General features: G+C 66.8%; 10 protein-coding genes and 1 pseudogene. 8 read left to right on the forward strand and 3 right to left on the reverse strand.

Going from position 1 to position 14,363, the window contains the following annotated elements; translation table 11 throughout:
* Nucleotides 1-92: 92 nt before the first annotated feature.
* The 6 genes from dapB (at nt 93) to D0Y85_RS09675 (ending at nt 7,487) form a co-directional block, all read left to right on the forward strand.
* The gene (gene dapB / locus D0Y85_RS09650) at nt 93-827 is read left to right on the forward strand and encodes a 4-hydroxy-tetrahydrodipicolinate reductase (protein ID WP_117310303.1); all 735 of its coding nucleotides are present in this window, start codon (nt 93-95) and stop codon (nt 825-827) included.
* Nucleotides 828-1,108: 281 nt separating this feature from the next.
* Nucleotides 1,109-2,239: a glutamine-hydrolyzing carbamoyl-phosphate synthase small subunit gene (gene carA, locus D0Y85_RS09655; protein ID WP_117310304.1), complete on the forward strand. Its 1,131-nt coding sequence runs from the start codon at nt 1,109-1,111 to the stop codon at nt 2,237-2,239.
* The gene (locus D0Y85_RS09660; RefSeq protein WP_117310305.1) at nt 2,239-2,793 is read left to right on the forward strand and encodes a hypothetical protein; all 555 of its coding nucleotides are present in this window, start codon (nt 2,239-2,241) and stop codon (nt 2,791-2,793) included. Before carA ends, D0Y85_RS09660 begins: the two co-directional genes overlap by 1 nt.
* 54 nt (nt 2,794-2,847) lie before the next feature.
* Nucleotides 2,848-6,090 (forward strand): carbamoyl-phosphate synthase large subunit, encoded by a 3,243-nt coding sequence (gene carB / locus D0Y85_RS09665; RefSeq protein WP_059064103.1) that lies wholly within the window; start codon nt 2,848-2,850, stop codon nt 6,088-6,090.
* Nucleotides 6,087-6,563, forward strand: a complete 477-nt coding sequence (gene greA / locus D0Y85_RS09670) for a transcription elongation factor GreA (protein WP_049464691.1) — start codon at nt 6,087-6,089, stop codon at nt 6,561-6,563. The genes carB and greA overlap by 4 nt, the downstream gene beginning before the upstream one ends.
* A gap of 3 nt (nt 6,564-6,566) precedes the next feature.
* Nucleotides 6,567-7,487: a phosphoglycerate mutase gene (locus tag D0Y85_RS09675; RefSeq protein ID WP_117310306.1), complete on the forward strand. Its 921-nt coding sequence runs from the start codon at nt 6,567-6,569 to the stop codon at nt 7,485-7,487.
* A gap of 34 nt (nt 7,488-7,521) precedes the next feature.
* On the opposite strand, the gene D0Y85_RS09680 is transcribed toward D0Y85_RS09675, so the two are convergent.
* Entirely contained in the window at nt 7,522-8,571 is a 1,050-nt protein-coding gene (locus tag D0Y85_RS09680) for a DUF1176 domain-containing protein (RefSeq protein ID WP_162887640.1), read from the reverse strand.
* A 16-nt stretch (nt 8,572-8,587) separates the two neighbouring features.
* Nucleotides 8,588-9,628 (reverse strand): DUF1176 domain-containing protein, encoded by a 1,041-nt coding sequence (locus D0Y85_RS09685; protein WP_117310308.1) that lies wholly within the window; start codon nt 9,626-9,628, stop codon nt 8,588-8,590.
* Nucleotides 9,629-9,751: 123 nt separating this feature from the next.
* Between D0Y85_RS09685 and recJ the strand changes: the two genes are divergently transcribed.
* The gene (gene recJ / locus D0Y85_RS09690; protein ID WP_117311898.1) at nt 9,752-11,509 is read left to right on the forward strand and encodes a single-stranded-DNA-specific exonuclease RecJ; all 1,758 of its coding nucleotides are present in this window, start codon (nt 9,752-9,754) and stop codon (nt 11,507-11,509) included.
* Nucleotides 11,510-11,620: 111 nt separating this feature from the next.
* Here recJ and D0Y85_RS20865 read toward each other — a convergent pair.
* Nucleotides 11,621-11,844: pseudogene (locus D0Y85_RS20865) on the reverse strand (DUF1176 domain-containing protein); the annotation flags it as partial.
* Nucleotides 11,845-12,100: 256 nt separating this feature from the next.
* On the opposite strand from D0Y85_RS20865, the gene tssI reads away from it, so the two are divergent.
* Nucleotides 12,101-14,344 carry a type VI secretion system tip protein TssI/VgrG gene (tssI, locus tag D0Y85_RS09700; RefSeq protein ID WP_117310309.1) on the forward strand — a complete coding sequence of 748 codons (2,244 nt, stop codon included), beginning with the start codon at nt 12,101-12,103 and terminating at the stop codon, nt 14,342-14,344.
* The last annotated feature ends 19 nt before the right edge of the window (nt 14,345-14,363 follow it).

Consider the following 14,363-nt stretch of genomic DNA (forward strand, 5'->3'; position numbering starts at 1 on the left):
GTGCATGAGGTGCGGGCCAGCGCTTGAAGGGGCACGCAGCGTAGCAACGACAGTGCTTGCCGGACCATGCGTGCTGCCGCTAGCCTGCGTGCATGAACCAGACTCCCCTGCGATTGCTTATTCACGGCGCCTCCGGGCGCATGGGCCAGGCCCTGTTGCGACTGGCCGCCGAACATCCTGATTCCCTGCAGATCGTCGCTGCGGTGACCGGCCGCGCGCCGGCGCAGCGGGTGATCGACGGCGTGCCGTTCTTCGCGGCCAGCGAGTTGCCGGGGGCGCCGGTGTTCGATGTGGCGATCGACTTCAGCCTGCCCGAGGGCTTCGATGCGCTGCTGGCACTGTGCGTGGAGCGCGGTGCGGGACTGGTATCGGGCACCACCGGTATTTCCAGTGTGCAGCGCCAGGCACTGGAAGCAGCGGCGGCGAAGATCCCGCTGGTGTGGGCGTCGAACTTCAGCCTGGGCGTGGCGGTGCTCGATGAGCTGGTGGAACGTGCAGCGCAGGCGCTGGCCGGCTGGAACTGCGACATCGTCGAATCGCACCATACGCAGAAGAAGGACGCTCCCTCGGGTACGGCGTTGACCCTGGGGGCCGCGGCGCAGCGGGGCGGGGCCGAGCCGCAGTACGCCAGCCTGCGCGCCGGAGACATCGTCGGCGAGCATCTGGTGCAGTTCACCGGCCTGGGCGAGCGCATCGAGCTGGTGCACCGGGCCACCAACCGCGACATCTTTGCCCGCGGGGCGCTGTTTGCCGCTCGCCAGCTGCAGGGCCGGGCGGCAGGCAGCTACCGGGTAAGGGATCTGCTGGACGGCCCCTGTAAACGGTAGCGCCGGGCCGTGCCCGGCGTCGGTGGCAGATCCGCCGGGCATGGCCCGGCGCTACCCTTGGGGCCTGCATACGGCCCCGGATTGAAATGAATGCGCAATCGCCTGTTCATGAATGGCGATAACCGCTGGCGCGAGCGCCCCGGCACCGCTACAATTCGCACTCGCCGAATCACGAAAGCCGGACCGGTCCCAGACCGTACGTCCGCGCTTTTTTGCAACCGGATTTCCGTGAAGCGCAGGCGTGACTTCGGCACCCCCTCGGTAGCCAAAGTGAGAATTCCGTGACCCAAGCCGCAATCCTCGTCCTCGAAGACGGCACCGTATTCGAGGGCGAATCCGTAGGCGCGCCCGGCCTGTCCGTCGGTGAAGTGGTGTTCAACACCGCCATGACCGGCTACCAGGAAGTGTTGACCGACCCGTCCTACGCCCGGCAGATGGTCACGCTGACCTATCCGCACATTGGCAACACCGGCATGACCGACCAGGACGATGAAGCGTCCAAGGTGTGGTCGGCCGGCCTGATCGTGCGCGACGTGCCGCGCCGCCCGAGCAGCTGGCGCAGCCAGGTGTCGCTGCAGGACTGGCTGATCCAGCGGGGCGTGGTCGCCATCGCTGGCATCGACACCCGCAAGCTGACCCGCATCCTGCGCGAGAAGGGCGCCCAGAATGGCGCGCTGATGGCCGGCGACGGCATCGATGTGGAAAAGGCGCTGGAAGCGGCCCGCAAGTTCCCGGGCCTGAAGGGCATGGATCTGGCCAAGGTCGTGACTACCGACAAGACCTACGTCTGGACCGAGGGCCAGCTGGACCTGGACGCCAACGCCTTCGTCAGCGTGCCGGCCAAGTACAAGGTCGTGGCGTACGACTTCGGCGTGAAGACCAACATCCTGCGCATGCTGGCCGAGCGCGGCTGCGAGGTCACCGTGGTGCCGGCGCAGACCCCGGCCGCTGAAGTGCTGGCGCTGAAGCCGGACGGCGTGTTCCTGTCCAACGGCCCGGGTGACCCGGAACCGTGCGACTACGCGATCGCCGCGATCAAGACCTTCATCGACGTGAAGATCCCGACCTTCGGCATCTGCCTGGGCCATCAGCTGCTGGGCCTGGCCTCGGGCGCGAAGACGATCAAGATGGGCCATGGCCACCACGGCGCGAACCATCCGGTGCAGGACCTGGACAGCGGCCGGGTGATGATCACCTCGCAGAACCACGGCTTCGCGGTGGATGAAGCGACCCTGCCGGCCACCCTGCGGGTGACCCACCGTTCGCTGTTCGACGGCACCAACCAGGGCATCGCCCGCACCGACGTGCCGGCGTTCTCGTTCCAGGGCCACCCGGAAGCCTCGCCGGGCCCGCATGACGTCGGTCCGCTGTTCGATCGTTTCGTGACCCTGATGGCCGAGGCCAAGGCTTGATGCGCAGCGCCGCTCTGCTGCTGTCGCTGTGCTGCGGCGCGGGTGCTGCACAGGCTGCGCCGGCGTCCGACGTCGACGTGGCTGCGGTAGTGAAGACGCTGGGCATGGGCTCGCTTGGCGCCACCATGGCCAGCCTGGTGATCGACAGCACGCCGGCGTTGAAGGCGTTGCCGGATGCCGAGCAGGCATGCGTGCAGGCACCCGTGCGCGATCTGCTGGATGCGCAGTTCCGCCGTTCGATCATCCAGGGTCTGGGCAGCGATGGCGATGTAGTGATCGCCGAATGGTCGCGCTTCCTTGCCACGCCCGCGGGCCGGGCCCTTTCGACCACGTTCGCCAATTCCACCCCGGACAACACCGAGGCCAAGGCTGGCGCCGGTCTGGCGGGTGCCGACCGCGCACAGCTTGCCGCCTTCATGGCCAGCCCGACGTACCGTCGCATGGTGGCGTCGTTCGAAAGTGGGCCGGCGATTCCAGAGGATCTGGACGCGCAGTTGGCCAAGCCGTTGCAGGACCAGTGCGGGATTGCGCTGAAACCCGAAGAGATTTCCTGATCGACAGCGTGCGATCACTCCCCCTTGTCACGCTGTACTGACCTAGAGAAGAAAATGCCCAAGCGCACTGACCTCAAGACCATCCTCATCATCGGTGCCGGCCCGATCGTCATCGGCCAGGCCTGTGAGTTCGATTACTCCGGCGCCCAGGCCTGCAAGGCCCTGCGTGACGAGGGCTATCGCGTGGTGCTGGTCAACAGCAATCCGGCCACGATCATGACCGACCCGGAGATGGCCGACGCCGTCTACATCGAGCCGATCAACTGGCAGACCGTCGAGAAGATCATCGCCAAGGAAAAGCCCGACGCGCTGCTGCCGACCATGGGTGGCCAGACCGCGCTGAACTGCGCGCTGGACCTGGCCGACCACGGCGTGCTGGAGAAGTACAACGTCGAGCTGATCGGCGCCAAGCGCGATGCGATCCGCATGGCCGAAGACCGCGAACTGTTCCGCGTGGCGATGAGCGAGATCGGCCTGGAGTGCCCGACCGCTGCCGTTGCCCACACCCTGGACGAAGCGCTGGAGATCCAGACCCGCGTCGGCTATCCGACCATCATCCGCCCCAGCTTCACCCTGGGCGGCAGTGGCGGCGGCATCGCCTACAACCGCGAAGAGCTGATCGAGATCGTCAACCGCGGCCTGGAACTGTCGCCGACCACCGAAGTGCTGGTTGAAGAGTCGGTGCTGGGCTGGAAGGAATTCGAGATGGAAGTGGTCCGCGATACCGCGGACAACTGCATCATCGTCTGCTCGATCGAGAACCTGGACCCGATGGGTGTGCACACCGGTGACTCGATCACCGTGGCCCCGGCGCAGACCCTGACCGACAAGGAATACCAGCGCCTGCGCGATGCCTCCATCGCCGTGCTGCGCAAGATCGGCGTGGATACCGGTGGTTCGAACGTGCAGTTCGGCATCAACCCGGACACCGGCCGCGTGGTGGTGATCGAGATGAACCCGCGCGTGTCGCGTTCCTCGGCGCTGGCGTCCAAGGCCACCGGCTTCCCGATCGCCAAGGTCGCCGCCAAGCTGGCCGTGGGCTACACCCTGGACGAACTGAAGAACGAGATCACCGGCGGCCTGACCCCGGCCTCGTTCGAGCCGTCCATCGACTACGTCGTCACCAAGATTCCGCGCTTTGCTTTCGAGAAGTTCCCGGCCGCCGATGCACGCCTGACCACCCAGATGAAGTCGGTGGGCGAGGTGATGGCGATGGGCCGCACCTTCCAGGAATCGATGCAGAAGGCCCTGCGTGGCCTGGAAACCGGCAAGGTCGGCTTCGACCCGACCGGCCTGGACCTGGCCAGCGAAGACGACCTGCAGACCCTGCGCCGCGAGCTGAAGGCGCCGGGTCCGGAGCGCCTGTTCTTCGTCGCCGACGCGTTCCGCGCCGGCATGAGCGTGGAGGACATCTTCAAGCTGTCCTACATCGATCCGTGGTTCCTGGACCAGATCGAAGAAATCATCGCCGCCGAGACCCAGGTCGCGGCCGATGGCATCGACGCCCTGGATGCGGCGCGCCTGCGCAAGCTCAAGCGCGCCGGCTTCTCCGACGCCCGCCTGGCCCAGCTGACCGGCACCAACGAAGCCGCGGTGCGTGCGCTGCGTCGCGCGCACAAGGTGCGCCCGGTGTACAAGCGCGTGGACTCCTGTGCCGCCGAGTTCTCCACCAGCACTGCCTACCTGTACTCGACCTACGAGGACGAGTGTGAAGCCGCGCCGAGCAACCGCGACAAGATCATGATCCTCGGCGGTGGCCCCAACCGCATCGGCCAGGGCATCGAGTTCGATTACTGCTGCGTGCACGCGGCACTGGCGCTGCGCGAGGATGGCTATGAAACCATCATGGTCAACTGCAACCCGGAAACCGTGTCGACCGACTACGACACCTCCGACCGCCTGTACTTCGAACCGCTGACCCTGGAAGACGTGCTGGAAATCGTCGAGCTGGAGCAGCCCAAGGGCGTGATCGTGCAGTACGGCGGCCAGACCCCGCTGAAGCTGGCACGCGCGCTGGAAGCCAACGGCGTGCCGGTGATCGGCACCAGCCCGGACTCGATCGACCTGGCCGAAGACCGCGAGCGCTTCCAGCAGCTGGTGGACAACCTGGGCCTGAAGCAGCCGCCGAACCGCATTGCCCGCAACGACCAGGAAGCCCTGCTGCTGGCGCGTGAGATCGGCTACCCGCTGGTGGTGCGCCCGAGCTACGTGCTGGGTGGCCGCGCGATGGAAATCGTCTATGGCGAATCCGACCTGGCCCGCTATGTGCGTGACGCGGTGAAGGTGTCCAACGATTCGCCGGTGCTGCTGGACCGCTTCCTCGACAACGCCGTCGAGTGCGACGTGGACATCATCGCCGACGCCCAGGGCAACGTCCTGATCGGTGGCGTGATGGAGCACATCGAAGAGGCTGGCGTGCACTCGGGCGATTCCTCCTGCTCGCTGCCGCCTTACTCGCTGTCGGCTGAAACCCAGGCCGAGCTGCGTCGCCAGGTGGTCGAGCTGGCCAAGGCCCTGAACGTGGTGGGCCTGATGAACACCCAGTTCGCGATCCAGACCGATGAGGAAGGCAACGACACCATCTTCCTGCTGGAAGTGAACCCGCGTGCCTCGCGCACCGTGCCGTTCGTGTCCAAGGCCACCGGCATGCCGCTGGCCAAGATCGCGGCCCGCTGCATGGCCGGCAAGACCCTGGAAGAGCAGGGCGCCACCAAGGAAATCGTGCCGGACTACTACTCGGTGAAGGAAGCGATCTTCCCGTTCGCCAAGTTCCAGGGCGTCGACCCGATCCTCGGGCCGGAGATGCGCTCCACCGGTGAGGTGATGGGCGTGGGCCGCAGCTTCAACGCCGCCTTCGCGCGCGCGCAGGAAGCCGGTGGCATCAAGGCGCCGCCAGTGGGCAAGGCATTCGTGTCGGTGCGCGACCCGGACAAGAAGCGCGTGCTGCCGGTGGCCAAGGCCCTGCTGGCGCGTGGCTACAGCCTGGTTGCCACCCGTGGCACCGCAGCGTGGCTGCAGCAGCACGGCATGGACTGCGAGATCATCAACAAGGTGGTCGAGGGTCGCCCGCACATCGTCGATTCGATCAAGAACGGCGAGATCGTCTATATCGTCAACACGACCGAAGGCCGTGCCGCGATCAACGACTCGTTCTCGATCCGTCGCGAGGCACTGCAGCACCGTGTCACCTATTCGACCACCATTGCCGGTGCCAAGGCGCTGGTGGATTCACTGGAATTCCGCGGTACCGGCCCGGTCTGGTCGCTGCAGGAACTGCACAAGGAGTTGAACGCATGAGAGCACCCATTACGATGAAGGGCGCGCAGCGTCTGCGCGACGAACTGGATCACCTGAAGTCGGTCAAGCGTCCGAAGGTGATCGCCGCGATCGCCGAAGCGCGCGAGCACGGCGACCTGAAGGAGAACGCCGAGTACCACGCCGCGCGCGAGGAACAGGGCTTCATCGAAGGCCGCATCAAGCAGCTGGAAGGCGAGCTGTCGCACGCCGAGATCATCGACGTGAGCAAGCTCAATGCAGGCTCCAAGGTGGTGTTCGGCGCCAGCGTGACCCTGGCCGACGTGGAAACCGACGAAGAGAAGAAGTACCAGATCGTTGGCGACCTGGAAGCGGACATCAAGCAGGGCCTGATCGCCATTTCCTCGCCGGTCGCCCGCGCGATGATCGGCAAGCTGGAAGGTGACTCGATCGTGATCGATGCGCCGGCCGGCCAGCGCGAGTACGAGATCGTCAGCGTCAGCTACCAGGACTGATCCGTGGCGACGGCGACCCTGCTGTTGCCGGCACGCAGCCGCTTTGCGGTGGCTGCACTGCCGGATGATGTGGCGCGCGCCCTGGGCCGCGCCACCACCTCGCAGGGCGATGCCGGCGAACGCGCGCAGCTGCTGCGCCACTTCACGGTGGCCGCGTCGCACTGGCCGGTCGCTGCGTTGACCCGCCAGCGTGACGTCGGCGATGCCGCCGGCGCCTGCTGGCTGCGTGCCGATCCGGCCTGCATGGTGCCGGACATGCATGGCGCGCGGATGATGGGCCACGGCGAAACGCTGCGGCCCGGCCTGGCCGATACGCTGGCGTTGCTGCCCGTGCTGCAGCCGCTGTTTGCGGATGCAGGTTTCGTGCTGGATGCGCCCGATCCGTCACGCTGGTACCTGCGCCTGCCCATCGGTACAGAACTGCCGGAGTTCGACAGCCCCGACGAGGTGCTGGGTGATGACCTGTTCGCGCACCTGCCGCCGGGCGAGGCGGGCCGTCGCTGGCGCGCACTGATGACCGAAGCGCAGGTGCTGCTGCACACCCACTCGTGGAACCAGCAGCGCGCCGCGCAGGGCAAGCAGCCGATCAATTCGCTGTGGTTCTGGGGTGGTGGCGTGATGCCCGTATCGGTGGCTACGCCGCACGCGCAGGTTCGCAGCCGCGATGCGCTGCTGCAGGGCCTGGCCCAGGCCGCAGGTGTCGCGGTGGATGGCGAGCAGTCGGTCGATGCACTGGTCGACCTGCGCCAGCTGCGCTCGCTGCAGCAGCTGGGCAACGACGCGATCCGGCCGCTGCTTGCCGCGCTCAAGCGTGGCGAGCTGCAGCGGCTGGTGCTGGATTTCGAGGACGGCCTGCAGTTCCAGCTGGATCGCGGCCAGCGCTGGCAGTTCTGGAAGAAGCCTCGGCAGCTGCACGACGCCTGAGGTGGTGGTGGCGCCGAGCCATGCCCGGCGGATGCTAGCGCGATTCCGTAACGTAGGTCGGCAGTAGCCAGTGGCGCTGACCGGCGCCCAGGCAGTGCCAGCCGACGAAGGTTGCCGCCAGCACCAGGCGGGTTCCATCCCAGGCCCAATGCCGGTCTGTCCCGCAGCGGTCGGTAGGGCTTGCAAGGCCTTCTTCAAGGAACACGGCATGCGGGTAGAGCGGAAACAGCGTGGATGCGGTGATCGGCACGGGCGTGAAGGGCGGTCGGTCGCGGATCACCCAGCTGCCGGCTGGCCGGATGTAGCGGCCGGTCGTGCAGTTCAACATCGCCAGCACATGCGTTGCATCGATCCTTTCGATGCGTACGTGGCGGGAAGAGGCCGCAGCGCAACCCGCGCCGGCCTCGGCGCGCGGCAGCAGCGCTTGCAGCAGATCGTCACGTTCGGCCAGCGCGGCATCCTCGTCGTGGGCTTCAACCAGCAGTGGTGGCGGCACCAGGCGAGGTGCCACCCGTGCGACCGGCACCTGCGATTCCGGCCGCAAACCCTTGCCCACCAAAGCCCCGGGGGTGTGCAAGCGGCCCTGTACCTCGTCCATCTTCAGCAGCAGCGCGGCATTACCGCTCTCTGCCAATGGCCATGCCTGGCCCGCCGTGTCGGTCATCCTGACCGGCCGCCCGCGCACCAGTGCATCCAGCAGCGCCTGCGCATGTGGTGGTGCCAGAACCAGGCCGGCCTCAAGCGCATCCACCGGGCCGATATCACCCAGGTCCGCGCCATCCACATGCAGCCGCAGCCGGCCCTCTGGATGCACCCGCGGGCTGCGGGGCGCGCCGTCACTGCCATCAGCCAGCGACAATCGCGCCGTCACGGGGGTGTCTGGTCCAGCGGCACGCTCGATGAGCACGCCCAGCATCAACGCGGCCGGTGGGCCGAACGCCACCATCCGGCAGGTGCCGGTGTTGTCGCATGCCAGGTGCCCGTTCTGTTCAAGGAACGTGACCTGCGCGGGCGTGCCGGCGAAGCTGACAGGCGCCAGCGTCAGTGACGCCAGCGCCAGCAGAGGAAATCGAAGCGTAGCCATGTTGCAGGTTTCCGGGTCAGCGGACCGTGCTGACAAGCGTCGGCAGCGTCCAGTGCCCACCGGCCACGCCGCGGCATTGTCCGGTAGTGAAGTCGCTGCTGTTGACGAAGCGTTGGCCATCCCACACCCAGTCGTGGCCAGAGAAGCAGTCGCCGATGCCGCGACCACGGAAGCGACCTGACAGGGTTGCCTCCTGGCGCTCGAAATCTTCAGCGTCGGAGGTCACGAAACGCGCCTGGTAAGGGGCCTTGTCCTGCACGATCCAGTAGCCGCTGCTGAAGTTGTAGGCCCCCATGAAGCACGTCGTGCTCACCAGCAAGTGCTGTCCGTCCAGCCGTTCGACCTCGATCTCATCGTTGCCGCCTTCGCTCAGGCGCGTGCATTCGTCGGGCTTCGGAAGGCTGGCGATCAGGGCCTTACGCAGGCCGGGAGCCGTCGCCAGTGCCGCGTCGCCATTTCGTGTCGCCAGCAGCTTTCCGCGCACGATCACCGGCACCGGCAGGGCGGGCAGTACGCCGCTCTCGGCCTTGTCGCCGCGCCGCACCAGTGCACCCGGTGTACCCAGCCGACCTTGTGCTTCGTCCATCTTCAACAGTACCGCGGCCGCACCACTGTCCGACAGCGGCCACGCCTTGCCTTTGCCATCAACGATCTCGATGCGTGCCTGACGGGGGAGGGCGGCCACCAGCGCGTCGGTCTGTGCTTGTTTCAGCAGGATCTTTTCCTCGGCGCCGGTGTCCTGCACAGGTCCCAGGTCCTTGCCGTTCAGGCGCAGGCGCAGCGCGCCCTGCGGCGCCGGGCTGTCGCCTTCGCCGTTGCGCAGCCGCGCCACCACGTGGGTGCCCGGTCCGGCGGCGCGTTCGAGCATCAAGCTGAGCAGGTTGCCCGGCTGTTCGGGACTGTAGCCGGCGGCACGGCAGGTACGGGTGTTGTCGCAGGCCAACGACCAGTCGTTGTGCTGGAACTGCACACCGGGCTGCGGTGTGGGAGCGGCCGCCTGGGCTGCTGCGCTGGCGAGCGAGGTTGCCAGCAAGGCCGGCAGGAGGGTGCGATGCATGCGCTGACATCCATTTCAAAGACCGCCAAGCATGGAAGATGTTGCCGTGAAAACCAATGGGCTGCGGTCGGGCGCTCGCCCCCGCGCTATCATTGCCCGGTCTTCCGCAACCCGGCGATGCCGATGTCCCTTGCCGCCGATGCTGCGCTGCCGCCCTCTGATACACCGCTGATCCGCCGCCGCGATGCGGTCGTGCCCGGCAGCTGGCCAGAGGGCACGCTGCCATTGCTGGCGCGACTCTATGCCAGCCGCGGCGCGGGAACGCCAGAGCTGGCGCTGCCGAAACTGGGCAGCCTCCACGCGCCCGAGCTGCTGACCGGCATCGATGATGCGGTGGGCCTGCTGATCGAAGCCATCGCCGCCGACAAGCGCATCCTGGTAGTCGGTGATTTCGACTGCGACGGCGCAACCGCCTGCGCGGTCGGTGTGCGCGGTCTGCGCATGCTCGGCGCGCAGCACGTGTTCCACGCAGTCCCCAACCGCATGGTGCACGGCTATGGTCTGTCGCCGTCACTGGTGGACGAGCTGGCTGCGCTGCAGCCGGATCTGCTGGTCACCGTCGATCACGGCATTGCCTGCCATGCCGGCGTGACCGCGGCCAAGGCGCGTGGCTGGCAGGTGCTGGTGACCGATCACCATCTGCCCGGCCCGCAGCTGCCACCGGCCGATGTCATCGTGGACCCGAACCTGGACGGCGACGCCTTCCCCAGCAAGGCGCTGGCCGGCGTCGGCGTGATCTTCTACGTGCTGATGGCGCTGCGCCGGCGGATGCGCGAAGCGGGGGTATTTGCCGATGGCAAAGGACCGGACCTGACCACGCTGCTGGACCTGGTGGCGGTGGGCACAGTGGCCGACCTGGTGGTGCTCGATGCCAACAACCGCGCTCTGGTCAGCGCGGGATTGCGCCGGCTGCGCAATGGCCAGGGCTGCGTCGGCCTGAAGGCACTGATCGAAGCCAGTGGTCGCGACGCCGCACGCCTGACCGCCACCGACATCGGCTTCGGGCTCGGCCCGCGCTTGAACGCGGCCGGTCGGTTGGAAGACATGGCATTGGGTATCGCCCTGCTGCTCACCGAAGATCCGCGGCAGGCCCGCGACATCGCGCAGACGCTGGAACAGATCAACGCCGAGCGGCGTGCGGTCCAGCAGTCGATGACCGATGACGCCGAACACGCGCTGTCGCGGGTGGTGCTCGACACCGCAGGGCAGCGCCCGGTGGCGGCCTGTCTGTTCGATGCTGACTGGCACCCCGGCGTGGTTGGCCTGGTTGCGTCGAAGATGAAGGATCGCCTGCATCGGCCGGTGATCGCGTTCGCGCCGTCCGAGCCGGGCGCCGACACCCTGCGCGGTTCAGCGCGTTCGATCGCCGGCCTGCATATCCGTGATGCGCTGGCGCTGGTCGATGCGCGCCATCCCGGCTTGATCGAACGCTTCGGCGGTCACGCGATGGCTGCCGGGTTGAGCATGCGTCTGGATCATCTGGCCGCCTTCGAAGCCGCCTTCGTTGCCACCGTGCTGGAAATGCTCGACCCGGCTGCACTGCAGCAGCAGGTGCTCAGCGACGGCGAACTGGCCGCGGACGAACTCGATCATCGCCATGCTGATGCGCTGCGCTTGGCCGGGCCATGGGGGCAGGGTTTTCCCGAGCCACTGTTCGACGGCCATTTCGAAGTGGCCAACTGGCGCGTGCTGAAGGAACGGCATCTGAAGCTGGAGCTGCGCCTGCCCGGCGTACCAGGCACGATCAATGCGATCCACTTCGGTGGCTGGCACGGCAATGCGCCAGGCAAGCATGTTCATCTGGCCTATCGCCTGGCCTGCGATGACTACCGTGGTGGCGCGGCGATCCAGCTGATCGTCGAGCACCGCCTGCCGGCCTGAGCGATCGCCTCGCGCAGTCGCAGGCGCGAGGCAGTCATCGCTCCCAGCGCTGGATCCTGCTGACGACGGTGGGCATCTCCCATGCACCGCCGGGGATCAGCAGCCGGCACAGGCCGGAGGTAGCGTCACTTCCTCGCCGTACTGGCCCAGCATCCGTTCCGCCTCGACGCGTTGGCCGGGCCCGGCCGCGCGGGTCAGCAGCACGGACAGTGGCGCTGTGTCCCCTTCATCTTGCTGTAGCCGGCTGCGCGGCAGGTGCGGGTGCTGTCACAGGCCAGTGTCCAGTCGTGATGGGTGAACGGAAAGGCCGGCGCGGTGGCGGCACCGGCTGGCATTGACGCGGCCAGCAGGGTCAGCAGATACGACGGGCGCCTACAGGTCCTTCGAGAGCGGAGGCACAGGGTGCCCTGCTGCCGCGCGCCTGAGCAGCCCGGCGCAAAACCGGCCAATCTGTGACAGGATTTGCACTCTATTCAATTTTCTTAATGAATTCATCTCCTTATCCATGGGCAGGTGCGTCAAAAAGCTGGCGCATGTCACACGGCAATGGCAAAGTCGGCCCACGACCAACATGGGACGACGGAACGCCCGATGTACGCCGAATCACTGCTCCCTGGCGCCGCCCTGCAGCGCCTGCACCAGGACCGACGCCTGATCCGCGTCGAAACCGCTTTGGATCCGGACACGTTCCTGGTCAAGCGCTTCGATGGCAACGAGGCGGTGTCGAACCCGTTCACCTACCGCATCGACCTGCTCTCGATCCAGCCACGGCTGGAACTGAAGCAACTGGTCGGCCAGCCGCTGCGCCTGCAGCTGGGCGATGAGTTCGGCAACCGCAGCGTGCACGGCTACGTGCGCGAGTTCGCCAGTACCGGGCAGCAGGCCCAGTTCAGCGCCTATCGCGCCGAGCTGGCGCCCTGGTTCGCCTTCCTCGACTACACCTGCAACTGCCGCATCTTCCAGGACCGGAGCGTGCTGCAGATCATCGAGGAGGTGTTCGGCAGCTACGCGCAGCTGGCGAAGTTCCGCTACGACCTCAACGCCGGCAAGCTGCCGCCGTTGCCGTACTGCGTGCAGTACAACGAATCGGATTTCGCCTTCGTCAGCCGTCTGCTGGAGGACGCCGGGCTGTACTACAGCTTCGTGCACGATGACGAAGGCCACACGATGGTGATCAGCGATGATTCGACGCTGAGTACCGTGCACGGTGAACCACGGCCGATCGCCTTCGTGTCCGACCAGGGCACGCTGGCCAGCACCGGGTTGCACCGCTGGGGCGCACGCCGCCGGGTCGGGCCCAGCGTGCAGACCCTGCGCAGCTTCGACTTCAAGCAGCCCAGCCAGGCGTTGGATGGCAACCAGGGCAACCAGGTGCCGCTGGGCCTGCTGCCGCCGCTGGAGCAGTACCGTTACGATGGCGCGGCCCGCTTCACCAACAGTCGCATCGGCCAGGCCTTGGCGGCGGTGCGCAATGAAGAGGTGGCCTGGCCGACCAAGCTGTTTGAATGCGCCGGCAATGCCGGTGAGCTCGACGCGGGCTCCTGCTTCGAACTGGAGCGGCACCCGGATTTCATCGGCCGTGATGATACTGATCGCAGCTTCTTCGTGGTCAGCGTGCAGCGCGAAGGCCACAACAACTTCGCCGCCGATTTCGGCAGCGCCGAAGCCCCCAGCGTGGAGGTGCAGGCCGAAGTGCTGCGCCGACGCATTCCGTACCGCCCACTGCGACGCACGCCGTGGCCGCGCATGCCGGGCCCGCAGACCGCCACCGTGGTCGGTCCGCCGGGGGAAGAGCTGCATGCCGACCGCTACGGCCGGGTGAAAGTGCAGTTCCATTGGGACCGCCAGCTCGATCGCCGCGAGAATGCCTCGTGCTGGATCCGCAGCGCGAGTCCGTGGGCAGGCGCCGACATGGGCGGCGTGTCGCCGCCGCGCGTGGGCCAGGAAGTGATCGTCGATTTCCTCGATGGTGACCCGGACCGCCCGATCATCACCGGCCGCGTCTACAACGAAGACAACATGCCGCCGTTCGGCATGGAGGTCAGCGGCCTGAAGTCGAAGACGGTCAAGGGCGCCGGCTGGAACGAGATCACCATGCATGATGGCGCCGGTGGCGAGCTGCTGAACATGCGGGCGCAGCGTGACATGGTCACCACCGTGCTCAACGACCAGAACGCCAGCATCCAGAACAACAAATCGACTACGGTGGCGGTGAACCACACGATGGGCGTCGGCGCCAACCAGAACATCAGCGTCGGCGGCAACCGTGGCATCACGGTCACCGGCACCGACACGCTCGGCGTCACCGGCACCCGCACCACCAATGTGACCGGCGCGGTGACCGAGAAGTACGAAGCAGGGGAGACCAAGACGATCTCCGCGGCCGGCTATACCGAAACCATCACCGGCGACTTCAAGACCACCCTGACCGGCAACTTCACCAGTCAGCGCACCGGCACGTGGACCGAGACCGTCACCTCGACCTCCAGCCGCACGGTCGGCGGACTGATGACGGAGACGCTGAATGCCGCGCGGGAGGTGACCATTACCGGTCATGACAAGCGCAGCGTGCAGGGCAAGGTCGACGACAGCAATGTCGGCGAGCGGGTGATCGATGTCACTGGCAATTTCAGCCAGGACGTGACCGGTACTCACAGCCAGGGCTCGGACGGCGCGATGAGCCTGGAGTCGGCGGTCAAGCTGTCCACCAAGGTCGGTGGCTCGGTCATCGAGATCACCGACAGCGCCATCAAGATCACCGCTGGTGGTTCGGAGGTGGTGATCGATGCCGGTGGTGTTTCGGTCAATGGCAGCGAGATCAAGCTCAACTGCTGAGCCGCACGGGAGAAACACG

The sequence above is a fragment of the Stenotrophomonas sp. G4 genome (assembly GCF_003428825.1).
In the GTDB taxonomy this organism is placed as follows: Bacteria; Pseudomonadota; Gammaproteobacteria; order Xanthomonadales; family Xanthomonadaceae; genus Stenotrophomonas; species Stenotrophomonas indicatrix.